Origin of the sequence: Citrobacter sp. LUTT5, assembly GCF_009905315.1 — a bacterium.
Classification (GTDB): domain Bacteria; phylum Pseudomonadota; class Gammaproteobacteria; order Enterobacterales; family Enterobacteriaceae; genus Citrobacter; species Citrobacter freundii.
Genome location: NZ_CP047606.1, coordinates 436,346 through 462,252 on the forward strand (window position 1 = coordinate 436,346; position 25,907 = coordinate 462,252).

25 protein-coding genes are annotated in these 25,907 nt (G+C 50.9%); 7 read left to right on the forward strand and 18 right to left on the reverse strand.

Features of this window, described 5'->3' with window-relative positions; translation table 11 throughout:
• Positions 1-58: 58 nt before the first annotated feature.
• The 4 genes from GUC46_RS02165 to GUC46_RS02180 all read right to left on the reverse strand — a co-directional run bounded on the left by GUC46_RS02165 (position 59) and on the right by GUC46_RS02180 (position 6,322).
• Entirely contained in the window at positions 59-1,084 is a 1,026-nt protein-coding gene (locus tag GUC46_RS02165) for an amino acid ABC transporter substrate-binding protein (protein WP_003025295.1), read from the reverse strand.
• Between the two features lie 460 nt (positions 1,085-1,544).
• Positions 1,545-1,766 carry a lipoprotein gene (locus GUC46_RS02170; protein ID WP_003025292.1) on the reverse strand — a complete coding sequence of 74 codons (222 nt, stop codon included), beginning with the start codon at positions 1,764-1,766 and terminating at the stop codon, positions 1,545-1,547.
• Positions 1,767-2,036: 270 nt separating this feature from the next.
• Complete coding sequence (locus GUC46_RS02175) at positions 2,037-5,150, reverse strand: efflux RND transporter permease subunit (protein WP_160179693.1); 3,114 nt, start codon at positions 5,148-5,150, stop codon at positions 2,037-2,039.
• 11 nt (positions 5,151-5,161) lie between these two features.
• Complete coding sequence (locus tag GUC46_RS02180; protein ID WP_044714562.1) at positions 5,162-6,322, reverse strand: efflux RND transporter periplasmic adaptor subunit; 1,161 nt, start codon at positions 6,320-6,322, stop codon at positions 5,162-5,164.
• Positions 6,323-6,741: 419 nt separating this feature from the next.
• Here GUC46_RS02180 and envR point away from each other — a divergent pair, with 419 nt between their 5' ends.
• Positions 6,742-7,404: an acrEF/envCD operon transcriptional regulator gene (gene envR / locus GUC46_RS02185; protein ID WP_044714559.1), complete on the forward strand. Its 663-nt coding sequence runs from the start codon at positions 6,742-6,744 to the stop codon at positions 7,402-7,404.
• Between the two features lie 39 nt (positions 7,405-7,443).
• Here the strand turns inward: envR and GUC46_RS02190 are convergent, their stop codons facing one another.
• From GUC46_RS02190 to GUC46_RS02250, 13 genes are all read right to left on the reverse strand, one after another.
• Complete coding sequence (locus GUC46_RS02190) at positions 7,444-7,608, reverse strand: DUF2556 family protein (RefSeq protein ID WP_003025279.1); 165 nt, start codon at positions 7,606-7,608, stop codon at positions 7,444-7,446.
• Between the two features lie 82 nt (positions 7,609-7,690).
• The gene (gene yhdJ, locus GUC46_RS02195) at positions 7,691-8,575 is read right to left on the reverse strand and encodes an adenine-specific DNA-methyltransferase (RefSeq protein ID WP_003839873.1); all 885 of its coding nucleotides are present in this window, start codon (positions 8,573-8,575) and stop codon (positions 7,691-7,693) included.
• A gap of 88 nt (positions 8,576-8,663) precedes the next feature.
• A complete protein-coding gene (fis, locus tag GUC46_RS02200) occupies positions 8,664-8,960 on the reverse strand; it encodes a DNA-binding transcriptional regulator Fis (RefSeq protein ID WP_000462905.1) in 297 nt (98 codons plus the stop codon).
• Between the two features lie 25 nt (positions 8,961-8,985).
• Positions 8,986-9,951 carry a tRNA dihydrouridine synthase DusB gene (gene dusB, locus GUC46_RS02205; protein ID WP_003025224.1) on the reverse strand — a complete coding sequence of 322 codons (966 nt, stop codon included), beginning with the start codon at positions 9,949-9,951 and terminating at the stop codon, positions 8,986-8,988.
• 298 nt (positions 9,952-10,249) lie between these two features.
• Entirely contained in the window at positions 10,250-11,026 is a 777-nt protein-coding gene (locus GUC46_RS02210; protein ID WP_160179695.1) for a carbonic anhydrase, read from the reverse strand.
• A 107-nt stretch (positions 11,027-11,133) separates the two neighbouring features.
• On the reverse strand, positions 11,134-12,015 hold the full coding sequence (gene prmA, locus GUC46_RS02215) for a 50S ribosomal protein L11 methyltransferase (RefSeq protein WP_003839878.1): 882 nt from the start codon (positions 12,013-12,015) through the stop codon (positions 11,134-11,136).
• 11 nt (positions 12,016-12,026) lie between these two features.
• Positions 12,027-13,478, reverse strand: coding sequence for a sodium/pantothenate symporter (panF, locus tag GUC46_RS02220; RefSeq protein WP_003844811.1), 1,452 nt, complete (start codon positions 13,476-13,478; stop codon positions 12,027-12,029).
• A complete protein-coding gene (locus GUC46_RS02225; RefSeq protein WP_003025216.1) occupies positions 13,468-13,710 on the reverse strand; it encodes a YhdT family protein in 243 nt (80 codons plus the stop codon). The genes panF and GUC46_RS02225 overlap by 11 nt, the downstream gene beginning before the upstream one ends.
• Positions 13,711-13,817: 107 nt before the next feature.
• Entirely contained in the window at positions 13,818-15,167 is a 1,350-nt protein-coding gene (accC, locus tag GUC46_RS02230) for an acetyl-CoA carboxylase biotin carboxylase subunit (RefSeq protein WP_003025213.1), read from the reverse strand.
• A 10-nt stretch (positions 15,168-15,177) separates the two neighbouring features.
• Positions 15,178-15,648, reverse strand: coding sequence for an acetyl-CoA carboxylase biotin carboxyl carrier protein (gene accB, locus GUC46_RS02235; RefSeq protein ID WP_003025210.1), 471 nt, complete (start codon positions 15,646-15,648; stop codon positions 15,178-15,180).
• Between the two features lie 392 nt (positions 15,649-16,040).
• On the reverse strand, positions 16,041-16,640 hold the full coding sequence (msrQ, locus tag GUC46_RS02240; RefSeq protein WP_003839882.1) for a protein-methionine-sulfoxide reductase heme-binding subunit MsrQ: 600 nt from the start codon (positions 16,638-16,640) through the stop codon (positions 16,041-16,043).
• Positions 16,641-17,645: a protein-methionine-sulfoxide reductase catalytic subunit MsrP gene (msrP, locus tag GUC46_RS02245; RefSeq protein ID WP_003839884.1), complete on the reverse strand. Its 1,005-nt coding sequence runs from the start codon at positions 17,643-17,645 to the stop codon at positions 16,641-16,643.
• A gap of 119 nt (positions 17,646-17,764) precedes the next feature.
• Positions 17,765-18,739 (reverse strand): MDR family oxidoreductase, encoded by a 975-nt coding sequence (locus GUC46_RS02250; RefSeq protein WP_016151069.1) that lies wholly within the window; start codon positions 18,737-18,739, stop codon positions 17,765-17,767.
• 225 nt (positions 18,740-18,964) lie between these two features.
• Here GUC46_RS02250 and csrD point away from each other — a divergent pair, with 225 nt between their 5' ends.
• Positions 18,965-20,905, forward strand: coding sequence for an RNase E specificity factor CsrD (gene csrD / locus GUC46_RS02255; protein WP_003839888.1), 1,941 nt, complete (start codon positions 18,965-18,967; stop codon positions 20,903-20,905).
• A gap of 8 nt (positions 20,906-20,913) precedes the next feature.
• On the opposite strand, the gene GUC46_RS02260 is transcribed toward csrD, so the two are convergent.
• Positions 20,914-21,234, reverse strand: coding sequence for a hypothetical protein (locus GUC46_RS02260; protein ID WP_153752135.1), 321 nt, complete (start codon positions 21,232-21,234; stop codon positions 20,914-20,916).
• On the opposite strand from GUC46_RS02260, the gene mreB reads away from it, so the two are divergent.
• The 5 genes from mreB to rng all read left to right on the forward strand — a co-directional run bounded on the left by mreB (position 21,212) and on the right by rng (position 25,893).
• A complete protein-coding gene (gene mreB / locus GUC46_RS02265; protein ID WP_000913396.1) occupies positions 21,212-22,255 on the forward strand; it encodes a rod shape-determining protein MreB in 1,044 nt (347 codons plus the stop codon). The two genes, GUC46_RS02260 and mreB, sit on opposite strands and share 23 nt — an antisense overlap.
• A gap of 66 nt (positions 22,256-22,321) precedes the next feature.
• The gene (gene mreC, locus GUC46_RS02270) at positions 22,322-23,344 is read left to right on the forward strand and encodes a rod shape-determining protein MreC (protein ID WP_003844819.1); all 1,023 of its coding nucleotides are present in this window, start codon (positions 22,322-22,324) and stop codon (positions 23,342-23,344) included.
• Positions 23,345-23,833, forward strand: coding sequence for a rod shape-determining protein MreD (mreD, locus tag GUC46_RS02275; protein ID WP_003025196.1), 489 nt, complete (start codon positions 23,345-23,347; stop codon positions 23,831-23,833).
• Positions 23,834-23,840: 7 nt separating this feature from the next.
• A complete protein-coding gene (locus GUC46_RS02280) occupies positions 23,841-24,434 on the forward strand; it encodes a nucleoside triphosphate pyrophosphatase (protein ID WP_003839891.1) in 594 nt (197 codons plus the stop codon).
• The gene (rng, locus tag GUC46_RS02285) at positions 24,424-25,893 is read left to right on the forward strand and encodes a ribonuclease G (RefSeq protein ID WP_003025190.1); all 1,470 of its coding nucleotides are present in this window, start codon (positions 24,424-24,426) and stop codon (positions 25,891-25,893) included. Before GUC46_RS02280 ends, rng begins: the two co-directional genes overlap by 11 nt.
• Positions 25,894-25,907 lie beyond the last annotated feature (14 nt).

The window sequence follows — 25,907 nt, forward strand, 5'->3', positions numbered from 1 at the left end:
AGTAACTATGACTCTGGGCTGAGCGCCGCAGTTGCGGCGCCCGTTACATCACTACGCATTAGCGCACCGGTGGCGCATATTGGATGCCACCGTTATTCCAGAGGTTGTTCTGTCCACGTTTGATCTTCAGCGGACTTTCCGATCCAACGTTACGTTCAAAGATCTCCGAATAGTTACCAACCTGCTTGATAATGTTGTAGGCCCATTTGTTATCAAGTTTCAGATCCTTGCCATAATCCCCTTCTTTACCCAACAGGTGAGCCATATCCGGAGTTGCTGGATTAGCCGCTTTTTCATCGACGTTTTTCGAGTTAACACCCATTTCTTCCGCATTCAACATGGCGAACAGCGTCCAGCGAACAATGGAGAACCACTCATCGTCTCCACGACGTACGACAGGTCCCAGCGGTTCTTTAGAAATAACTTCTGGCAGGACGATCCACTCCGCAGGATTGCTCAGCTTGATGCGTAGGGCATACAACTGAGACTGGTCGGAAGCCAGCGTATCGCAACGTCCAGATTCCAGAGCTTTGGCTGATTCATCCGAGCGGTCAAAGGTGACGGGGGTGTACTTCATATTGTTGGCTTTAAAGTAGTCGGCCACGTTCAGTTCGGTATCGGTTCCCGCCTGAATACAGACCGTTGCGCCATCCAGCTCTTTAGCGCTCTTCAGACCTGCTTTATTGTGGGTAAGAAAACCAATGCCGTCATAATACGTTACGCCAGTGAAGGACATACCCATACCGGCATCACGAGAGGAGGTCCAAGTGGTATTACGAGAGAGCATGTCGACTTCACCAGACTGTAATGCAGTAAAGCGTTCCTTGGCGGTGAGCGGGGTATATTTTACTTTGCTATCATCGCCAAATACGGCGGAGGCAACGCCACGACATACATCAACATCAATACCCGAGAACTTGCCGCTTGCATCGGCATAAGAAAAGCCAGGCAAGCCGTCGCTGATCCCACATTGCACAAACCCTTTTTTCTTTACGGCATCAAGTGTTGCGCCGGCATGCGCCTGATTTGCAACAGCAAGCAGCACGCCGGCCGCAGCCAGGCTGGCGATTATCATCTTTTTCATAGAGCATCCTGTGTGGAGGAATTATTGTTATGGAAACGTTCTGAAAACGTCTTTTACCTGTCTGTGGCTTTGGCCATACTCTTTTAAGCAAAGGTAGTGCCAGTTTTTTGCGCCTGATTATTTGACGCAATATGCAGAGTGTAGACAGGAAAAAATAAATGCAGCGCCCTGAAGTGGTGCAAAATTGAAACGTAAGCCACATTTCGGCGCAAAAAATTTAAAAATCAGACAGGACGCGTGATAACGATTTCTGGCGTTAATATTAATGGCGTGAGAATAATGAAAAGAAACTGTGGTGTAACGAAAAACAGAAAAAATGCCAATTTTAAATCGTGGATGTGTGAGGGAAATCTATAATAATTTTATTATATGTCAGTCGCTATTAAGCAACATTTTGTCTTATATGTAGATTTTATGCTTAGTGCTCAAAGCGCGGTAATAACCGCGCTTTTGAGATGATTTATTTGGTCAGGGCGACAATCCCAAGTGTTAGTCCGGCAACGGCTGCAGCACCACCGGCGATGGCTCCGGCTGTTTCCCAGTTATCCTGGGTAGTGCCTTTCATACAGGTATTGGTATGAACCAGGCGCCCCTGATCGTCGTATACAGGTACGCAAGGAGAATCGTGTGCACAGCCAGCCAGGAATGCGGTAAGCAATGCAACGGATATTAATCTTTTCATGGTGTTACCTCAAAATAAGCGTTTCGCTAATTAAGCAAAGACAAACGCTAAGCCATCTGCGAACTCGGTGATTATTTTACCACTTCTTAAAAAAGGACTGACATGAGGAATAATCTCAATTCATGTGGATTGTAAAAATAATGGATAAAAAGAAAGGTCGTAGGCGAATTTAGAGGGGTAGTTTAAATGAAATAAATGGCTATCTTACTAATAAATAAAGAGGAGCATCGTAGGTAAAAAAGGCGTCCGTAGACGCCTTTATTTTACAAATTAATCGTTGTGCCGACTAAAACGTCGTCTTACGACAACGAAGAAGACGGGGACGAAGAAGATAGCCAACAATGTTGCGGTCAGCATTCCTCCCATAACACCTGTACCGACCGCATTCTGTGCACCACTACCTGCTCCGTGACTGATAACCAGAGGCATAACCCCCAGAATAAAGGCCAGGGATGTCATTAGGATAGGACGAAGACGCATACGCGATGCCTCCAGCGTCGCTTCAATCAACCCCTTGCCTTCTTTATCCATCAGGTCTTTGGCAAACTCGACGATCAGGATGGCGTTCTTAGCCGAGAGGCCGATAGTGGTTAGTAAGCCAACCTGGAAATACACATCGTTATTCATCCCGCGCAGTGATGCTGCTAACAATGCGCCTACAACACCGAGCGGTACAACCAGCATCACCGAGAAAGGAATAGACCAGCTTTCATACAATGCGGCAAGGCAAAGGAATACTACGATTAACGAGATGGCATACAGCGCAGGCGCCTGGTTACCCGACAGCCTTTCCTGATAAGACATACCCGTCCAGTCATGACCAATACCATTCGGCAGTTTTTCCGCCAGACTTTCCATCAGCGCCATTGCTTCACCAGTGCTTCGCCCTGGTGCCGCTTCGCCCAGTATTTCCATGGATGGCATACCGTTGTAACGTTCCAGTCGCGGTGAACCATAAATCCAATGTGATGCACTGAACGCAGAGAACGGAACCATTTCGCCATTGGAGCTGCGGATATACAGATTATTGATGTCCGCTGGCAGCATGCGGTATTTTGCATCCCCCTGAACGTACACTTTTTTCACACGACCGCGGTCAATAAAGTCATTGACGTAATAGCCGCCCAGTGATGCGGAGATAGTTTCGTTGATATCCGACAGCGATACCCCCAGTGCCTGTGCTTTCTCCTGATCAACATCCAGCTTAAACTGCGGAGTATCTTCCAGTCCGTTAGGACGAACGCGAACCAACAGATCGGGGTGTTTAGCCACCATTCCCAGTAGTTGGTTACGGGCTTGCGTCAACGCCGTATGCCCCAGACCGCCCTGATCGATCAGCTCAAAATCGAAACCGGTTGCGGTACCCAGTTCAACAATAGCGGGCATATTGAAGGGGAAGACTAACCCATCGCGGATCTGGCTGAACGCGCGTGTGGCGCGTGCAATGACCGCTTCAACACTATTTTCCTCGCCGCTACGTTCATTCCAGGGCTTGAGGCTAACGAATGCCAGACCTGAGTTTTGCCCCTGACCGCTGAAGCTAAAACCGTTAACCGTGAAGACGCTTTCGACGTTAGCTTTCTCATTGGTCAGGTAGTACTGAGTAACCTGATCCAGTACTTTCTGGGTGCGCTCTTGCGTAGCTCCTGCCGGAAGTTGAATCATTGTCATAAACACACCCTGATCCTCCTCTGGCAGGAAGGAGGTCGGCAGGCGCATAAACAGAACCGCCATTCCGATCACGATGATCAGATAGACGGCAAGGTAACGCCCTGTTTTACGCACAATACCGCTGACGCTATTGGTATAGTGATTGACGCTGTGATCGAATTTGGTATTAAACCAGCCAAAGAAACCGCTTTTTTTCTCGTGATGCTCAGCCGATACCGGCTTCAACAACGTTGCACAAAGCGCAGGAGTCAGGATCAGCGCTACCAGTACAGAAAGCGCCATGGCGGAAACGATGGTAATGGAGAACTGCCGATAGATAGCCCCAGTTGAACCGCCAAAGAAGGCCATCGGGATAAATACCGCAGACAGCACCATGGCAATACCAACCAGTGCTCCCTGTATTTGTGACATGGACTTTTCCGTCGCCTCTTTAGGCGGCAGATTATCTTCCATCATCACGCGTTCCACGTTTTCCACCACCACTATCGCATCATCGACCAATAGACCGATGGCGAGCACCATGCCGAACATCGTCAGGGTGTTTATCGAGTAGCCAAACGCGGCAAGTACGGCGAATGTGCCCAACAATACGACAGGGACAGCGATGGTTGGAATGAGCGTTGCCCGGATGTTTTGCAGGAACAAATACATGACCAGGAACACCAGCACGATCGCTTCAAACAGCGTTTTTACCACTTCATGAATGGAGATGGTCACAAACGGCGTCGTGTCGTACGGGTAGACCACCTTCATTCCCTGCGGGAAGAATGGTTGCAGTTCAACCAGCTTGGCTTTGATGGCGTTAGCGGTATCCAGCGCGTTTGCCCCGGTTGCCAGCTTGATCCCAAGGCCGGATGCAGGCTTACCGTTAATACGCGCCACGACGTTGTAGTTTTCCCCACCCAACTCGATACGCGCGACGTCTTTCAGGTGAACAACCGAACCATCGCTGTTCACGCGTAAAGTCACTTTCCCGAACTCTTCAGGGTCTTTCAGTCGCGTTTGCGCAATGATCGAGGCGTTCAACTGCTGGTTAGGTAATGCAGGCGTCCCCCCTAACTGACCTGCGGCAATCTGATCGTTCTGTACCTTCAACTGATTGATCACATCAACCGGCGTGAGCTGATATTTGTTCAATAAGTTTGCATCCAGCCAGATGCGCATGGCGTACTGTGCACCAAACAGCTGCACGTCACCCACGCCATTCAGACGGCTGATTGAGTCTTTAACATTCGAAGCGACGTAGTCGGAAATGTCATCCTGTGTGGTTTGTGGGTTGTCAGAAACAAAACCTGCGACCATCAAAAAGCTGCTACTCGATTTCTCGACGCTGATCCCTTGCTGCTGAACTTCTTGCGGCAGTAACGGAGTGGCGAGCTGCAGTTTATTTTGCACCTGTACTTGCGCGATATCGGGATTGGTACCGGACTGGAAAGTCAGCGTAATAGTCACACTCCCGGCCGAGTCGCTGGTGGAGGACATATACATCAGGTTATCGATACCATTCATATTCTGTTCGATAACCTGTGTGACTGTATCCTGAACCGTCTGCGCATCTGCACCAGGATAGGTGGCAGAAATGGCGACCGCAGGAGGCGCAATGGTCGGGTACTGTGCCACGGGCAGTTGCATGATTGCCAGAGCACCCGCCATCATCAGAATGATAGCCAGTACCCAGGCAAAGATAGGACGCCTGATAAAAAAGTTAGCCATGTCCGGTTACCTTATTGGGCTTTCGTGGCAGGAGTTTCGGTATCGGCGGTTGCTTTAACCTGAACGCCTGGACGTGCTTTCTGTAAGCCGCTCACGATAACTTTGTCACCCGGTTGCAGGCCTTCGCTGATAAGCCATTTGTCGCCAATGGCTTGTGCAGCAACGACTGCGCGAGACTCAACCTGACTCTTGTCATTGACGACCATTACGGTGGCATCGCCGCGAGGCGTACGCGTTACCCCCTGCTGCGGAACGAGAATGGCATTTGGCTGAACACCTTCATCAATGCGTGCGCGCACAAACATGCCCGGCAACAGCGTATGCTCTGGGTTAGGGAACACGGCTCTGAGGGTGATTGATCCGGTGCTTTCATCAACCGTCACATCAGAAAACTGCAAAGAGCCTTTTAGCGGGTATGACTGACCATTTTCCATCACCAGTTCGACCGTACTGCTGGTGCTGTCTTTATGCAGACTCCCTTGTTCAACAGACTGTTTGAGGCGCATAAAGTCGTTACTGGACTGTGTTACGTCGACGTAAATGGGATCGAGCTGTTGAACGGTAGCAAGCTCTGTAGCCTGGCCATTCGTGACTAATGCGCCTTCGGTGACGTTAGATTTACCGATGCGTCCGCTAATCGGCGATGTCACTTTTGTGTAGGCCAGATTGATACGCGCGCCTTCGACCGCCGCTTTTGCCGCGATCACGGAGGCATCGGCCTGACGAGCATCAGCAATTGCCTGATCGTACTCTTGCTGGCTGATGTACTTGGTGCCAACCAATGGCACATAGCGTTTTACCGTTAAATGCGCGATTGCAGCCGCCGCTTCACTCTTCGCCAGTTCACCTTTGGCGCTGTCATAGTCGGCCTGGTAAGTCGCGGGATCGATCTGATAAAGCGACTGTCCGGCTTCAATATCGCTTCCCTCAGTGAAATTTCGTTTAAGCACTATCCCGCTGACCTGGGGACGGACTTCTGCAATTCGGAATGCCGTTGTGCGCCCGGGTAATTCGGTCGTTACAGCTAAAGGAGCCTTTTCGACGACATGAACAGTCACCTGCGGTTCTGCGGGATGAGCTTGTGTTTCTCCCTGATCGTTACAACCGGCGAGTAATGCAGCGGAGACGATGATGAATGAGGGCAGGAGTGAAAACCTGGCATTTTTCGTCATTTCAATTCCTTAAAAAACCGAACGCTCGTTATTAACCGGGTAACGCTGGGGCGATAACGCGCACAAGAGAAAATAATAGTTGGCTATCCTACAAATTATTAGCTAGCGATGTAAGCAATACTTATTTATGGGTGCGATTCACGGCACGTAAAAGCAAAAAGAGATTAATCGACTGTTGTTTCATTGAGGTGTTAATAGCAATACTATGATGCGTATAAACACAAATTGAAATAAGCATTTGGTTTATGAATATATTTATTGTTGGTATTTGTTTTGTTTATTTGTGTGCAAAGTCAGTAATAATATTTTTTAGGGCTCGTTTAAATAAATGCTAAGTGATACATTTGTTCCGTACCGCAAATATTAGATAAGAAAGTTAATCATTCTCTACCTTACCCTTACCTCAGACAGCTGAAACCATGGCCAGAAAAACGAAAGCTGATGCCCTCAAAACGCGGCAGCACCTGATAGAAACAGCGATTGTACAGTTTGCCGCACGTGGCGTAAGCAATACGACGCTAAACGACATTGCAGACGCCGCCAGCGTGACGCGGGGGGCGCTGTATTGGCATTTTGAAAACAAGACGCAATTGTTTAATGAACTATGGTTACAACAACCGCCATTGCGCGATCTTATTCAGGACCAGCTTATTGGCCGTTGGGGAGATAATCCTTTACAGCGACTGCGTGAAAAGTTAGTTGTGGGGTTGCAATATATTGCGCAGAATCCTCGCCAGCAGGCATTAATGCAAATTTTATATCATAAATGTGAATTCCATAACGATATGATATCGGAACAGGCTATTCGTGAAAAAATTGGTATCAATCATCTGGGTATGCGCATTGCCTTGCAAAAATGTATGGACGACGGACTTATCGCAACCAGTCTTGATTTAGACGTTATAATAATTATTCTTCATGGGAGTTTTAGTGGCATTGTTAAAAACTGGCTCATTAATCCAATGAGTTATGATCTTTATAAACAAGCGCCAGTATTAGTTGATAATGTATTAAAAATGTTAAGCCCAGATGGTAGCGTAAGGCAATTAGCGCAGAGTGAGAGTCAGGTGGGGTCGTTTTAGCCGCCAGGCCTGACGGCTGTTGAAGTGGGGTTGGTGGCGCTATTCGAGGTCGACGCAGTTGACCAGCTTAAGGGGATTCACTGAGTTCATATTCCGACACTTATCGTGCTCTGTTGTCATCAGCTCTATCCATTGGATGAGCAGCGCATCAAAAAGAAAAACGAATACTGCAAAAACAACCAGCCACCAATACTTGCGAATCATTACCAAACCCTGTGTATTCATGCCCAAGCGTGCAGGGAATATACACGAAATCTGTAACCTGAAAAGCAGACTTACAATGCCTTTACTTTGTTGAAAGATCGCCGCTCTTTGCCGTCAATCGACTCTTTTTAGACAGGTTTTTTGTCTTACGTTTTTTCACCTTGGCAAGCTCAATTTCTGAAAAATGAGAACCGATACTCAGTCTTCTGAGCCCCATTTTTACGTATTCAACATTGATCTCAATCCCGACAAACTTGCGACCCAATTCCACGGCGGTGGCACCGGTGGTGAAGCTGCCGGCAAACGGATCCAGTACCCTGTCATCTGGGTTCGAGGATGCCAGAATTATACGCTCCAGGAGGGCTTTGGGTTTCTGGGTGGGGTGGTTTTCGTATTCGTCCATCAGATAGCGAACGCGTGGGAACTCCCAGACATTTCCCGGCACTTTTTTCTGATTGTATGGCTGCGGTGGATTTTTTCTGTAGTCTATTAGCGCGCGTTGAGCCCCGGTTTTGGCTTCAACCAGAATATCGTCACGATTAAATGTGTAGTTTTTCTGATCTTTTACCATCATCAGGATCGGTTCATACATCGAACCAAAGTAATTTTTGGCCTGTACCCCTGAGCTATCGTATGACCACACGATACGGCTCTTGATAGTAAAGAGCTGGCGGCATTTGAGGTCAATATACGGCATGTTCTCCGTACTGTTCATGATGTACATGGTGCCGTGCGGTTTGAGAATGCGATGGCACTCGTCAATGCACTCAAACAGCCACGCCAGAAAAGCCTCTTCATCCCAGGACTCCACCATCCCGTCAAAATCTTTACCGATGTTATAAGGTGGATCGGCAAAAATGAGATCGACGCTTTCAGAAGACAGCTTTTTCAGTTCGGTCAGTGCATCACCCAGGATTATCTTTTTAGATTCATCGCCAAAATAGACAGGTTCACATCTTGCGTTCATCGCCAAAGCCTCCCGTGTGAAGTTAATAAAAAAGGCGCTTCCCCATGCCGAGTAGCGCCTTTTAAAACAAACATTTAACTGATTAGTATCAGTTCATGCCGTATTTTTTCAGTTTTTTACGCAGCGTACCACGGTTGATGCCCATCATCAGGGCAGCACGGGTCTGGTTACCGCGGGTGTATTGCATCACCATGTCCAACAGGGGCTGTTCTACTTCAGCCAGTACCAGCTCATAGAGATCGTTAACATCCTGACCATTCAATTGAGCAAAATAGTTCTTCAGTGCCTGTTTAACCGAGTCACGCAGGGGCTTTTGAGTTACCTGGTCCTGAGAGTTAACGGTAGAAACGGTCAGTACGTCAGAATTTACGCGTTGTTCGAACATAGTTCTGTCAGCTCTTTATTTCTGTTTACGCAAAATTTTCGAAGTATGCCTCCAACGCCGCCAGCTGTTCGCTGGAATCTTCAATGGCGTTGAATGTGCGCCGAAACTGGTCATCCGGAGCGTGTTCCTGGAGATACCAGGATACGTGTTTACGCGCAATTCGGTACCCTTTTGCCTGACCATAAAAGTCGTGCAGTTCCCGAACGTGCGCACAAAGCAAGCGCTTCACCTCTGCCAGAGGCAGCGGGGGCAGCAGCTCCCCAGTGTCCAGATAATGCTGGATTTCCCGAAAGATCCAGGGTCTTCCCTGAGCTGCACGTCCTATCATCAGGGCATCCGCCCCCGTATAGTCGAGTACAGCTCTGGCTTTATGCGGGTCAGTAATGTCGCCATTCGCGATAATCGGAATGGAAACTTTCTGCTTAACTGCCCGAATACTGTCGTACTCAGCATCTCCATTGAACAAACAGGCGCGGGTGCGTCCATGAATGGTCAGAGCCTGAATGCCACAATCTTCAGCCAGTTGGGCAATCTCTACGCAGTTACGGTGTTCCGGAGCCCAGCCGGTGCGAATCTTGAGTGTGACAGGAACGTCCACTGCATTGACGACCTCGGTTAGTATCGACTTCACTAAATCCGGGTACTGCAAGAGGGCTGAACCTGCGAGCTTACGATTCACTTTTTTAGCCGGACACCCCATATTGATATCAATAATCTGGGCGCCGCTTTCCACGTTAATACGTGCGGCATCGGCCATCTCAACAGGGTCGCTACCGGCAATTTGCACCGTGCGAATTCCTGGCTCATCAACGTGCACCATCCGTAAACGAGACTTGTCACTTTCCCAAACCTGCGGGTTAGAAGACATCATCTCGGATACCGTCAATCCTGCTCCCATCTCATAGCACAGCGTCCTGAATGGTCTGTCAGTGATGCCAGCCATAGGTGCTGCGATCAGGCGATTTCTGAGCTGGTATTGTCCGATGCGCATGAGTTAAGAAATGACCATACTGTGACTGCAAGGCGGCGTATATTACGCATTTTTCGCACGAGATGAAAGGCCAAACTTTGACCAATCCACTGAGGTGGATCAATGAATTGCCGTAAATGTGAACGTATGAAAATATTTAATCATATAAATCATTGCATTATAAAGATGTGTCTATTTTATATACACATATAATTTTGCGTAACTTCTCATTTTTTCTTCAGCTGCAGAAGGTACTGACAAGATATTCTGCTGAATTAATCAGCAAATCACCTCGCCATTGTGTGATCGCTACCTCATTTTAGTACAGGATCTCGTTATCCCCAGAATAGCTTGCCGTAATCTTGCGTTCATTCAACGGCTGCAGCGGGCGATTGTTTGCAGGCCCAACAATGTAGTGAAATTTATCCAGCTGTTCGGCTGAAAGAGCAACAGGCGTTTTCAGGACAGCCCAGGTGACGCCTTCGCTGCAGGGAGGCGTTGTTAACGAACCACGGTAGCGCCAGTAGGTTTTATTGTCGGGTAAAAGCTGATTGATATTAACTGGTGAGAAGATGGGCATACTGCTGTCTTCCATGGCTGGAAAGGACTCCCACAAATTTTGAATCGCCTGGTTCGGTTCGCCGACGTCAAACATAACCGCCACGATAGCGATGTCTCCGGATTGATTTTTGTGGAGCAGCTGCAGCTCCAGCGGATAGGTTTTACCGTTGAGGGCATGTTCACTCGGGGCGTGGAATTCAAATTGTTTTAAATAATAAAGCGTTTCATCAATTTCAATGGAATTAGATGTATAGCTACTCATCGTTGCCTGCAACGTATGGTTAATGCTCCGAAATCTAGTTGGGCCATCGACGTACTGCATGTTGAGCGCGGGAAGACCGAGTTTACTGGTTGTGGTGGTCTGGATGTCTATGGGGGATTGGTTTATGCCTGTCTGGCACGTTGCATACGCTTTGCTGATTTCTCCCCACCGTGCGGGGCCATTTTCTTCGGTATATCCCCATGGTACGGCCAGCGTGGTCAGTGGCATCAGGCATGCTGCCAGCAAAGTTGTTGTAAAACAGTTGAAACGCATACGTTTACTCAATGAAAATCAATTGATTATTATATCGCTGAGGAAAGTGTCGGTATGCTGGTCTATTGTCTGAAAATGGCGTGGTCAGATAACCACGCCGGAAGGGATTATTTTTTCTGGCCGGTAATGCGACACCACTCTTCTTTCTCAATAACCGGATCGAGCGTAAAGAGATCGGCATAGGCTTCACAGACGCTTTCCGCCTGGCTGGCAAGAATACCAGAAAGCCCCAGCAAACCGCCTTCTACGGGCAGTACGCTGATTAACGGAGCCAGTTCACGTAATGGGCCAGCAAGGATGTTGGCGACCACCACGTCGGCTTTCATCGCCTCTGGCTGGTCTTTCGGCAGATAAAGCTCCAGACGCTCAGAAACACCATTACGCTGGGCGTTATCACGGCTGGCCTGAATCGCTTGCGGATCGATATCCACGCCAATGGCTTTCGCCGCACCCAGTTTCAGTGCCGCAATGGCAAGAATGCCGGAGCCGCAGCCAAAGTCGATAACCGTTTTACCGTTAAGATCAAGACCGTCCAGCCATTGCAGGCACAGAGAGGTGGTGGGGTGCGTGCCTGTACCAAACGCCAGACCCGGGTCCAGCATCACGTTGACAGCATTCTCATCCGGGACATCGCGCCAGCTCGGGCAAATCCACAGACGTTCGCCAAAGCGCATCGGGTGGAAGTTATCCATCCATTCGCGTTCCCAGTCTTTGTCTTCGAGCTGTTCGATTTTATGCACGAAGCCTTCACCCAGCAGCGGATGCTGTTCCAGGATGGCAACAACTTCTTTCATGTCGGTTTCTGCATCGAACAAGCCGATAACGTCGGTATCACCCCACAGGCGAGTCTCGCCCGGCAGAGGTTCAAATACCGGCGTATCATGCGTATCCTGGAAAGTAATGGAAACGGAGCCCGCTTCCATCAGCGCATCGCTCAACTCTTCAGCGTTGGCACCGGTCGTGTTCAGTTTCAGTTGGATCCATGGCATGGCAAAACTCTTTATTTATCAGTAGTCAATATGGCGACTTGCGGGTCGGCGGAACCGAAACGGTTGCCGATCAGGAAAGCCAGCAAGCTTATCAGTAACGAGGGCACGATCGGATGGAAGCCCAGGAACTGAACGTTAAAGGTGGCGAGTAAAGCATAAAGCACGCCGCCGACAATCATCGCGCTCAATGCGCCTGACGCGTTTGCCCGCTCCCAGTAGAGGCCCAGCACCAGCGGCCACAGGAAGACGGCTTCCAGCCCGCCAAACGCCAGCAGATTCAGCCAGATAATCATCTCTGGTGGTTTCCAGGCGGCCAGCAACAGTAACGCGCCCAGCAACAGGGTAATCACTGCTGACATGCGCTTCAGCCGGGTTTCATTTTTAAGCTGTTCCGGACGAAGGTTCAGGTACAGATCCTTAATGATCGTAGCGGAACTTTGCAGCAATTGGGCATTGATCGTCGACATGATCGCGGCCATGGGAGCCGCAAGGAAGATCCCGGCAGCGATCGGCGGCAAGACTTTGACCATCAGCGTAGGGATAACCAGGTCTGGTACCGTCAGGTCAGGGATTACCGCCCGTCCCAGAGCACCCGCCAGATGCATACCAAACATCAGGATCGCCACCACTATGGTGCCGATGATAATGCCGCGGTGTACCGCTTTACTGTCTTTATAAGAGATGCAGCGTACCGCCGTATGCGGCAGGCCAATCACGCCAAAACACACCAATACCCAAAATGAGGTCATAAACGTGGGTGACAAAATGTCATCAGCGCCCTGCGGCGAGACCAGTTTAGGGTCGATAGTCTGCAGGGTTACCACCGCATTGCTAAGGCCACCGGCAGCATGGACGACGCCGACCAGCAAAACGATAGTTCCAATCAGCATCACCATACCCTGCATGGTATCGTTCAGTACACTGGCGCGAAATCCGCCGAACGCCGTATACAATGCGATACTGACGCCAAAAATCAGCAATCCAGTTTCGTAAGGAATGCCCGCTGCGGTTTCAAGCAGACGTGCGCCGCCAATAAACTGTACGGTCATTGCTCCGACAAACGCGACCAGCAGGCTGAGACTCGCCAGCCACACCAGCAGGCGGCTCTGGTAGCGCGCAAACAGCATATCGTTGAGGGTAACAGCATTATAACGACGCGCCAGAATCGCGAATTTCTTACCAAGAATCCCCAATGAGAGCCAGACGGCAGGCAACTGGATCATCGCCAGCAGCACCCATCCCAGTCCGTATTTGTAAGCAGCGCCAGGACCGCCAATAAACGAGCTGGCGCTAATGTAGGTTGCCGTTAGCGTCATCGCTAACACGACCCCGCCCATGGAACGGCTGCCAAGGAAATATTCATTCAGGAAGGTACCGGTCACTCTCTTACGCATGGCGTAAACAGAAAGACCGAAGACCACCAGAAGATAGGCGACCAGCGGTAAAATAACTTCAAGCTGCATCGTCATCCTCCAACGAAATGTCGCGATAGATAAACTTCACCATCGCCCAGCACAGCACGATGAAAACCAGCGGCGTTAGCAGGCAGGCCATTTCGAACCAGTGCGGTAAGCCGGTAAAACCCAGCGTTGAATCAGGTAAGTAAGCGGTCACTAACCATGTAACCAGATATAAAAGGGTTAGCCACAGCGCCCAGCGCGCCTCTTTATGGGCCTGAACAAAACGAGCGTCCATTTTTTGTCCCTTGTGGATAAAGAAAGCGGGGATTGTACCTTATGGCACGTGCGGGAGGGGAGAAAAACAAAAGGCCGGAATTTCCGGCCTTTTTGGTTAACGCACGCTTACTTTTCCTGAAGTCCGAGTTTTTTCTCCAGATAGTGGATATTGGTTCCACCGTGCTGGAAGTGCTCGTCATTCATGATACGGATCTGCAGGTCAACGTTGGTTTTGATACCGTCGATGATCAGTTCCTGCAAGGCGTTTTTCATACGGGCGATAGCGACGTCGCGGTTTTCGCCATAGCAGATCAGCTTACCGATCATTGAGTCATAGTACGGAGGTACGGTGTAGCCTGCGTAAATATGAGACTCCCAACGCACACCAAAACCACCCGGCGCGTGGAAACGCGTGATTTTACCCGGGCTTGGCAGGAAGGTGTTCGGGTCTTCGGCATTGATACGGCATTCTACCGCATGGCCTTTAACCACAACTTCGTCCTGCTTGATGGACAGCGGTTGACCCGCTGCGATGCGCAGTTGCTCTTTGATCAGGTCAACGCCGGTGATCATTTCGGTTACCGGGTGTTCAACCTGAATACGGGTGTTCATCTCAATGAAGTAGAACTCGCCGTTTTCGAACAGGAACTCGAAAGTACCCGCCCCGCGATAGCCGATATCAACACAGGCTTTGGCGCAACGCTCACCGATGTAGCGACGCAGTTCCGGAGTAATGCCCGGTGCTGGTGCTTCTTCGACAACTTTCTGGTGACGACGCTGCATGGAGCAGTCACGCTCTGCCAGATAAATTGCGTTACCCTGACCGTCTGCCAGCACCTGAATCTCAATGTGGCGTGGGTTTTCCAGGTACTTCTCCATGTAAACCATGTCGTTGTTGAAAGCCGCTTTCGCTTCCGCTTTGGTCATGGAGATGGATTGTGCCAGTTCGGCATCGCTGCGCACGACGCGCATACCGCGACCGCCGCCGCCGCCGGAGGCTTTGATGATAACCGGATAACCGATGCGTTTAGCATGAGCGCGGTTAGCGTCCATGTCATCACCCAGCGGGCCGTCAGAGCCTGGGACTGTTGGTACACCTGCTTTCTTCATCGCGGTGATTGCGGACACTTTGTCACCCATCAGGCGGATGGTGTCGGCTTTCGGGCCGATGAAGATAAAGCCGGAACGTTCTACCTGTTCAGCAAAGTTGGCGTTCTCAGAGAGGAAGCCATAACCCGGGTGAATTGCCACCGCGCCGGTGATTTCAGCAGCGCTAATGATAGCCGGGATGTTCAGATAGCTTTTTACGGATGCTGCCGGGCCAATACAGACCGTCTCATCCGCCAGCAATACGTGTTTTAAATCGCGATCCGCGCTTGAATGCACCGCGACAGTCTTGATGCCAAGTTCTTTACAGGCACGAAGAATACGCAAGGCAATCTCGCCGCGGTTGGCGATAACAATTTTATCCAACATGTTCGCCTCGTTATTCGATGACGACCAGCGGCTCGTCAAATTCTACCGGTTGACCGCTTTCTACCAGAATCGCTTTAACTACGCCGGATTTGTCGGCTTCGATCTGGTTCATCATTTTCATGGCTTCAACGATGCACAGGGTATCGCCCGCATTCACTTTCTGGCCGATTTCGATGAACGCTTTCGCATCCGGGCTCGGGGTGCGGTAGAACGTACCAACCATTGGGGAGCGTACGATGTGACCACTGATTTCCGCTGCTGCCGGAGCTTCCATACTTGGAGAGGCAGTTTGTGCGACAGCGTTAGACAGAGCTGGCTGCTGCATCACTGGTGCAGCATAAGCCTGTTGCATCATCGGAAAACTTGCAGCTGGCGCTGCACGGCTGATGCGTACAGATTCTTCGCCTTCAGAAATTTCCAGTTCGGAGATGCCTGATTCTTCAACCAGCTCGATCAGTTTTTTAATCTTACGAATATCCATGAGTGGGTTCCGTACTCTTTGTTTAGTGAGATTGTGACAAGCGTTTTACCGCCGTCTGTATAGCATTTTTATAACAGTGAGTGACAAGATGCCACGCATCTCAGGCGCTGCACTGGGTGCTGCTGCCATTAAATGAGATTGCCAGACTTGTTAGTCATTGTGCGGCTATCTTCTGCCATTTTCGGGTAAAAGACAAAATATACCTTCAATATGCGATTGTCACCCTTTCAGCGCTTTAAAAACGCTACCGGGGATAGCAAAGTCGCACATTATAACTATTTCGTAGCAATTGGCAGCTAAATACTGGTCTTATCAGGGAAGATAATCAACCGTTAACATGTAAAGAAAATCGGATCGTCCGTGTTTTGCAACGCACTGCACATAACGTGAAACTACCGCCACCACTGGCGAAACTTCTTGTAACGGCACGCTAGCAGCACCGCCGCGAGCGCTGCATAAATAATCGGTTGAGGGGAGATAATTTTTACCGACCACAAATAATGTATGGGTGCCAGGATCGCCACAAGATAGACGAAGTTGTGCAGATACTGCCATTTTTTACCCAGCATTCTCTGTGCAGCTTGCGTAGACGTTAAGGTGAGGGCGAATAATATGACCCAGCTAGCAACGCCCAATGTTAAATAAGGTCGCGTAAGTAATTCCCGCCCTAATAACGCCAGATTATTAATGCCCAGCTCCAGTAGTGCGTAGCTGGTTAAATGCAGCGTTGCCCAAGCGAAACACCATAGCCCTAACAGACGACGTGTGCGTATCAATAATGGCTGTTTAGCGTAGCGCGTGAGTGGAGAGACCAGCAAGGTCGCCAGCAAGAATTTCAGAGCTGTCCTACCGGTAAAGTGCTGGATATCTTTGACCGGATCGGCGCTCAGGCCGCCGTGATTTACCGCCCAAAATAGCCAGACAAACGGCAATAAACCGGCAAGATGCAGGCAAACTTTCAGCCCGATAATGTGCTTTGCGGTCAGACGCACTTAAAAATTCTCCTGCAAATTGAGTCCGCGATACAGTGATGCAACCTCTTCGGCATAGCCGTTAAACATCAGCGTGGGCTGACGCTGTACGTCCAGGATACCGCCTGCGCCAATAAAACGCTCAGTGGCCTGGGACCAGCGGGGGTGATCGACATGCGGATTCACGTTGGCATAAAATCCGTATTCATTGGGCGCGGCCAGATTCCAGGTTGTCGGAGGGCGTTCGCGCGTGAGTTTGATACTCACGATCGACTTAATGCCTTTAAATCCATATTTCCACGGCACAATTAAGCGAATGGGCGCGCCATTTTGTGGCGGAAGGGCCTTACCATAAACCCCCACAGTAAGCAGTGTGAGTGGGTGCATTGCTTCATCCAGACGCAGTCCTTCAACATAGGGATATTTTAGCCCGCCGCCAATAAAGCGATCTTTCTGTCCCGGCATATCATCCGGTGCGTACAGCGTTTCGAACGCGACATACTTTGCGTTGCTGGTGGGTTCAACCTGCGCCAGCAGTTTATGTAACGGAAAGCCGATCCACGGCACGACCATTGACCAGGCTTCCACGCAGCGCATCCGATAAATCCGTTCTTCCAGCGGGAAACGGGTGGTCAGCGAATCGTGATCGAGGGTGAGTGGTTTTGCCACCTCGCCACTGATTTGCAACGTCCACGGATCGGTTTTCAGGCTGCCTGCATTGGCTGCCGGATCCGCTTTATCGAGACCGAACTCGTAGAAGTTGTTGTAGCCAGAAACCTTATCCGCAGGCGTTAAAGGAAGTGAATTTTGCCAGGCGGAGGGCTTACTGAAATCAAGCGGCTTACCTGCAGGTGCGGGCGGGCGATCGTTGCCCTTAAACCAGCTCAGAAGATCGGCCTGTGCAGAGAGGGGCAAAGACAAGGCGGCAGCGCTGATCCCTAATGCTTTTAGTACTTGGCGGCGCTGCATAAAAAAAGCCGACTCATCAGTGACGTCGGCTTCTGTAAATGGACGTAATTTCTTCATAACAGACTCCCGGCTTACGCGTCATAACTGACAGGGGACGCGTAGTTAATATGGCAGGGAGTCTGTAGATGTGCCGCGAAATTTGGTTAATTAAGTGTAAATTTCTGCGCCAGGGCCTGTTACTTCACCTTCACCAGCGTACGGCCTTGCACCTGGTTATTGATGATGGCATCGGCGAACTTCGGCGCATCAGCCAGCGTAATTTCCGTTGCCGCCTGAGCATAGAAAGATTCCGGCAGATCCTTAACCAGACGCGCCCAGGCCTCTGCACGGCGTGCCGGCGGGGTCATCACCGAGTCCACTCCTTGCAAACGAACGTTACGCAGAATGAATGGCATCACCGTGGTCGGCAGAGCGAAACCACCCGCCAGGCCGCAGGCGGCAACGCAGCCACCGTAGTTCATCTGCGCCAGAACTTTTGCCAGAACTTTGTCGCCAACGGTATCCACCGCGCCAGCCCACAGCTGTTTTTCCAGCGGACGAGACTCGGCAAACTCATCGCGGCCAAGAATACGGTTAGCGCCCAGGCTTTTCAGGTAGTCGTGGGTGCTTTCACGGCCCGAAACCGCCGCAACCTGATAACCCAGCTTATGCAGTAACGCAACGGCTGTGCTGCCCACGCCGCCGCTGGCGCCGGTGACGACAATTTCACCGTCTTGCGGGCGAATACCTGCATCTTCAAGCGCCATTACGCACAGCATAGCGGTAAAGCCGGCGGTACCGATGACCATGGCTTTACGCCCATCCAGTCCTTTTGGCAGCGCAACCAGCCAGTCGCCTTTCACGCGTGCGCGCTCTGCCAGTCCACCCCAATGATTTTCACCCACGCCCCAGCCGGTCAGTAACACTTCCTGACCCGCATGAAAACGGGGATCTTCGCTTGCACGCACGGTACCGGCGAAATCGATACCAGGAATCATCGGAAAATTACGAATGATTTTACCCTTGCCAGTGATAGCCAGAGCATCTTTATAGTTCAGGCTTGACCAGTGGATATCCACCGTAACATCGCCTTCAGGTAGCTGATTTTCGTCGAGGGGTTGAACGGATGCGAGGGTTTTTCCGTCCTGCTGTTCTAAGATCAAAGCCTGCATAACCTGTCCTCAATTCGTATAGTGGATTGGAAAATTATTAATGAAGACTATACTCGCTAATCAAAACATGATGCCGATTCTGCGCAATAAATTGCCAGATATACCTGATTTGGTAGTATGCCCACACTGTATGTATAAATGGACGGATTTTGCGTTCAGTTTTGCATTTTTGGGTCGCTTTATCACTTTCAGGCCTGTTTCATAACTGTCGGAGTTAACACAAGGATGCGATTAACGACGAAATTTTCAGCTTTTGTCACGCTGCTTACTGGGTTAACGATCTTCGTGACTCTGATCGGCTGTTCGCTGAGTTTCTATAACGCTATTCAATATAAGTTCACCACGCGCGTGCAGGCGGTCGCGACGGCGATTGATACGCATCTGGTCTCCAGAGATGTCGTTGCGTTAACCCCGCAAATCGATGAGCTGATGGTTTCTGTTGATATCGTGCGCATCGAACTGTTGCAGGGCGAACACGTGGTGTATGACCACTCGCGCACCAGTAGCTACCGACCGGCAGGGACGAACAATCTCTACCGCGAGATCACCGTACCGTTGGTCAAGCATCCGGGCATGTCATTGCGTCTGGTTTATCAGGATCCGATGGGTAACTATTTCCATTCGCTACTGACCACCGCACCGCTCACGATAGCCATTGCTTTCATTATTCTGATGCTCTTTTTGTCTGTGCGCTGGCTTCAGCGCCAGCTTTCGGGTCAGGAGCTGCTGGAGATTCGTTCCACACGTATTCTGAACGGCGAACGTGGGCCGAACGTGCGGGGAACGGTCTATGAATGGCCTGCGCGCACCAGCAGTGCGCTCGATATGCTGCTGACTGAAATTCAAAATGCTCGCGAGCAACGCAGCCGCCTGGATACGCTGATTCGTTCCTATGTCGCGCAGGACACAAAAACTGGGCTAAGCAACCGCCTGTTCTTTGATAACCAACTGGCCACGCTGCTGGAAGATCAGGAAAAAGTAGGCTCGCATGGCGTCGTGATGATGGTACGCCTGCCGGACTTTACGCTGCTGCGCGATAGCTGGGGAATCACCCTCGCGGAAGAACAAATCTCGACGCTGATCAATTTGTTGTCGACTTTTATGACGCGCTATCCGGGCGCGTTGCTTGCGCGTTACCACCGTAGCGATTTTGCCATCCTGCTGCCACACCGCACGTTGAAAGAGGCGGAAAGTATTGCCGGGCAATTATTAAAAGCGGTAGATGCACTTCCGACTAATAAAATGATCGATCGTGCCGATATGGTTCATATTGGCATTTGCGTTTGCCGCAGCGGTCAGTCGCCGGAGCAAGTGATGGATCATGCTGAAGCCGCCACGCGGAATTCGGTATTGCAGGGCGGAAATAGCTGGTCGGTCTATGATGACTCGCTGCCGGAAAAAGGTCGGGGCAACGTACGCTGGCGAACGCTGATCGAACAGATGCTCAGCCGGGGCGGGCCGAGAATTTATCAAAAGCCTGCAGTAACCCGTGAAGGGCGGGTGCACCATCGGGAGCTGATGTGCCGTATTTTTGATGGTAACGAAGAGGTCATTTCGGCGGAATATATGCCGATGGTCCTTCAATTTGGCCTGGCTGAAGAGTATGACCGTTTGCAGATAAGCCGTCTGACCCTGCTTTTGGGTTACTGGCCGCAGGAAAATCTGGCGATGCAGATAACGGTTGAATCGCTTATTCGCCCACGTTTTCAGCGCTGGCTGCGTGATACGCTGATGCAGTGCGAAAAATCATTACGCAAACGCATAATTATTGAACTTGCTGAGGCAGATGTCTGTCAACATATCAGCCGGTTACAGCCCGTCATCAGATTGATGAATGCGCTGGGCGTGCGTATTGCCGTTACGCAGGCGGGGTTAACGCTGGTGAGCACCAGTTGGATTAAAGAGCTTAACGTTGAGTTATTGAAGCTGCATCCAAGTCTGGTGAGGAACATTGATAAGCGAACGGAAAATCAGCTTCTGGTTCAAAGCCTGGTGGAGGCCTGTTCGGGAACACCCACGCAGGTTTACGCTACGGGCGTACGTTCGCGTAGTGAGTGGCATACGCTGACAGAACGCGGAGTTGCGGGTGGGCAAGGGGATTTTTTTGCTGCATCACAACCACTTGACACTAACGTGAAAAAATATTCGCAAAGATACTCGGTTTAACCTGCCGTTTAATTTGTTTTCACGTAGAATAACGCGCGCTGTGCCTTCTGGGGGTGTGCTTGCCTGCTCGCCAGGTTGTAACAGCAAACATGCAGGTGAATGACCTTTGACAGGTTGCAAACAAAAGCGAGGAGTGCTGCTGATTTATTCAGCCCTGATGGACTCAGGCCGGTTTTGTAACAAAGGAAACGAACTGCACTAATTTTCACCGTAGCAGATGATTTTTGCGCCTTGTCGCTGCTGCGTGTGGTTGGTAAAGTAAGCGGATTTTGTTTTCCGCCCCAGCTTTCAGGATTATCCCTTAGTATGTTGAAAAAATTTCGTGGCATGTTTTCCAATGACCTGTCCATTGACCTGGGTACCGCGAATACCCTTATTTATGTAAAAGGACAAGGCATCGTATTGAATGAGCCTTCTGTTGTGGCCATTCGTCAGGATCGTGCCGGTTCGCCGAAAAGCGTGGCTGCAGTAGGTCATGATGCGAAGCAGATGCTGGGTCGTACGCCGGGCAATATCGCTGCAATTCGCCCAATGAAAGACGGCGTTATCGCTGACTTCTTCGTGACTGAAAAAATGCTCCAGCACTTTATCAAGCAAGTGCACAGCAATAGCTTCATGCGCCCAAGCCCGCGCGTACTGGTGTGTGTACCGGTTGGAGCAACTCAGGTTGAACGCCGTGCGATCCGTGAATCAGCTCAGGGCGCAGGTGCTCGTGAAGTCTTCCTGATCGAAGAGCCGATGGCGGCTGCGATCGGTGCGGGTCTGCCAGTTTCTGAAGCAACCGGTTCAATGGTTGTTGATATCGGTGGTGGTACCACTGAAGTTGCCGTTATCTCCCTGAACGGCGTGGTTTACTCCTCTTCTGTTCGTATTGGCGGCGACCGCTTTGATGAAGCCATCATTAATTATGTTCGTCGTAACTACGGTTCTCTGATCGGTGAAGCGACCGCAGAACGTATTAAACACGAGATCGGTTCCGCTTATCCGGGCGACGAAGTGCGCGAAATCGAAGTTCGCGGTCGTAACCTGGCTGAAGGCGTTCCGCGCGGCTTTACCCTGAACTCCAACGAGATTCTGGAAGCCCTGCAGGAACCGCTGACCGGTATCGTTAGCGCGGTAATGGTTGCACTGGAACAGTGCCCGCCGGAACTGGCGTCTGACATCTCCGAACGCGGTATGGTGCTGACCGGTGGCGGTGCGCTGCTGCGTAACCTTGACCGTCTGTTAATGGAAGAAACCGGTATTCCAGTTGTTGTTGCTGAAGATCCGCTGACCTGTGTGGCGCGCGGCGGCGGCAAGGCGCTGGAAATGATCGACATGCACGGCGGCGACCTGTTCAGCGAAGAGTAATCGGATGCAGGTTGGGTAGCCCCCGCGGGTTGCCCTTCCGCTCTGATACGAGAATACGCATAGACTATGAAGCCAATTTTTAGCCGTGGCCCTTCGCTACAGATTCGCCTTATTCTGGCGGTGCTGGTGGCGCTCGGCGTTATTATTGCCGACAGCCGCTTGGGTACGTTTAGTCAAATCCGAACGTACATGGATACCGCCGTCAGTCCTTTCTACTTTATCTCAAATGGTCCTCGTGAATTACTCGACGGCGTGTCGCAAACGCTGGCTTCGCGTGACCAACTCGAACTTGAAAACCGGGCATTGCGTCAGGAACTGCTGCTGAAAAATAGCGAACTGCTGATGCTGGGGCAATACAAACAGGAGAACGCGCGTTTGCGCGAGCTGCTGGGATCGCCATTGCGTCAGGACGAACAAAAGATGGTGACGCAAGTCATCTCAACGGTTAATGACCCTTACAGCGATCAGGTGGTGATCGACAAAGGGAGCGTTAACGGCGTCTACGAAGGTCAGCCGGTTATTAGTGACAAAGGCGTTGTGGGTCAGGTCGTGGCGGTGGCTAAACTGACGAGCCGCGTGCTGCTGATTTGCGATGCGACGCATGCGCTGCCCATTCAGGTCCTGCGTAACGATATTCGCGTGATCGCTGCGGGTAACGGCTGCACTGACGATCTTCAGCTCGAACACCTGCCGGCCAATACCGACATTCGCGTTGGCGATGTGCTGGTCACCTCGGGTCTGGGCGGACGTTTCCCAGAAGGTTATCCGGTTGCTGTTGTTTCTTCCGTTAAGCTGGACACTCAGCGCGCTTATACCGTGATTCAGGCTCGCCCGACCGCGGGTCTGCAGCGTTTGCGCTATCTGTTGCTGTTGTGGGGTGCCGATCGTAATGGCGCAAACCCGATGACGCCGGAAGAAGTACACCGCGTTGCCAATGAACGTCTGATGCAAATGATGCCGCAAGTTCTGCCAGCACCAGATGCCATGGGGCCGCCTGCGCCAGTGCCAACTCCTGCAACAGGTGTGACTTCTGCGCCTGTGGATACCACGCCGCCACAACCTGCTCCGCGTAAGCCGGGAGGACAGTAAGTGGCAAGCTATCGTAGCCAGGGACGTTGGGTGATTTGGCTCTCGTTCCTTATTGCACTGTTGCTGCAAGTCATGCCCTGGCCGGATGACATTCTGGTTTTCCGGCCAAACTGGGTACTGCTCATCTTGTTGTATTGGATCCTGGCGCTGCCGCATCGCGTAAATGTGGGCACGGGATTTGTGGTGGGTGCCATACTGGATCTCATCAGCGGCTCCACGCTTGGCGTGCGCGCATTGTCGATGAGTATCATTGCTTATCTGGTCGCGCTGAAATTCCAGCTATTCCGAAACCTCGCGCTCTGGCAACAGGCGCTGGTGGTCATGTTGTTATCACTGGTCGTGGATATTATTGTTTTCTGGGCCGAGTTTTTAGTGATCAACGTCTCTTTCAGACCTGAAGTGTTCTGGAGTAGTGTAGTGAATGGCGTGCTTTGGCCATGGCTATTCTTACTGATGCGTAAAGTCCGTCAGCAGTTTGCGGTGCAATAAGGTTGATATGAATACTCTGTATCTTGCTTCAGGTTCTCCACGTCGTCAGGAGTTGCTCGCTCAGCTTGGTGTTACGTTTGAACGACTGATCCCTGGGATTGAAGAACAGCGGCACCCGCAGGAAAGTGCGCAGCAGTACGTTTCCCGTCTGGCGCGCGAAAAAGCGCAGGCTGGTGTAGCGCTGGCACCGCGCGATTTGCCGGTATTGGGTGCGGATACCATCGTTATCCTTAATGGCGAAGTGCTGGAAAAACCGCACGACGCTGCCCACGCCGCAGCAATGCTGCGCAAACTGTCGGGCAAAACGCATCAAGTTATGACGGCCGTGGCACTGGCCGATTGCCAGCACAGTCTGGACTGCCTGGTAGTGACGGAAGTGACATTCAGAGCACTAACCGATGAGGACATCGCGGGTTATGTTGCCAGCGGTGAACCAATGGATAAAGCAGGTGCATACGGTATTCAAGGGTTGGGTGGCTGTTTTGTCAGGAAGATAAATGGCAGCTATCACGCCGTAGTCGGCTTACCGCTGGTAGAAACGTATGAGTTGCTGACCAATTTTAACGCACTGCGTGAGAAAAGGGATAAACATGACGGCTGAATTGTTGGTAAACGTAACGCCATCGGAAACTCGGGTGGCTTACATTGATGGCGGTATTCTGCAGGAAATTCATATTGAACGTGAGGCGCGACGCGGAATCGTAGGCAATATCTACAAAGGTCGTGTAAGTCGTGTACTTCCGGGTATGCAGGCGGCTTTTGTAGATATTGGACTGGATAAAGCCGCATTTCTTCACGCTTCTGACATCATGCCGCACACCGAATGCGTGGCGGGTGAAGAACAAAAACAGTTCACCGTACGCGACATTTCTGAACTGGTGCGCCAGGGTCAGGATCTGATGGTGCAGGTGGTAAAAGATCCTTTGGGAACGAAGGGCGCACGCCTGACGACGGACATCACGCTTCCTTCCCGTTATCTCGTTTTTATGCCGGGGGCCTCGCACGTTGGCGTATCCCAACGTATCGAAAGCGAAACGGAACGCGAACGTCTGAAAAAAGTGGTGGCGGATTACTGCGATGAGCAGGGTGGTTTCATCATTCGCACGGCGGCAGAAGGCGTATGCGAAGAGGATCTGGCCTCGGATGCTGCCTACCTGAAGCGCGTCTGGACAAAAGTCATGGAGCGTAAAAAGCGCCCGCAAACGCGCTACCAGATGTACGGTGAACTGGCACTGGCACAGCGCGTGTTGCGTGACTTTGCTGATGCGCAGCTTGACCGCATCCGCGTCGACTCCCGTCTGACCTATGAGGCGTTACTGGAATTTACGGCGGAATATATCCCCGAGATGACCAGCAAGCTGGAACATTACAGCGGGCGTCAGCCTATTTTTGATCTCTTTGACGTAGAGAATGAAATCCAGCGCGCGCTGGAACGCAAGGTTGAGCTGAAGTCCGGCGGTTATCTGATCATCGATCAAACTGAAGCGATGACCACCGTCGACATCAATACCGGCGCGTTTGTTGGGCATCGTAATCTCGACGACACTATCTTTAATACTAATATTGAAGCAACGCAGGCCATTGCTCGTCAACTGCGTCTGCGTAACCTCGGCGGCATTATCATTATCGATTTTATCGACATGAATAATGAAGATCACCGTCGCCGGGTGCTGCACTCCCTGGAGCAGGCTCTGAGCAAGGATCGTGTAAAAACCAGCATTAACGGTTTTTCACAGCTGGGCCTGGTGGAGATGACGCGCAAACGCACACGTGAAAGCGTGGAACATGTATTGTGCAACGAGTGTCCAACCTGCCATGGGCGTGGTACGGTGAAAACGGTGGAAACCGTATGTTATGAAATCATGCGCGAAATCGTGCGGGTACACCATGCATATGACTCCGATCGTTTCCTGGTTTATGCCTCTCCGGCAGTGGCTGAAACCCTGAAAGGTGAAGAGTCACATGCGCTGGCGGAGGTTGAGATCTTTGTCGGCAAACAGGTCAAAGTACAAATCGAACCGCTGTATAACCAGGAGCAGTTCGACGTCGTCATGATGTAAATCGTGTAGTGGCA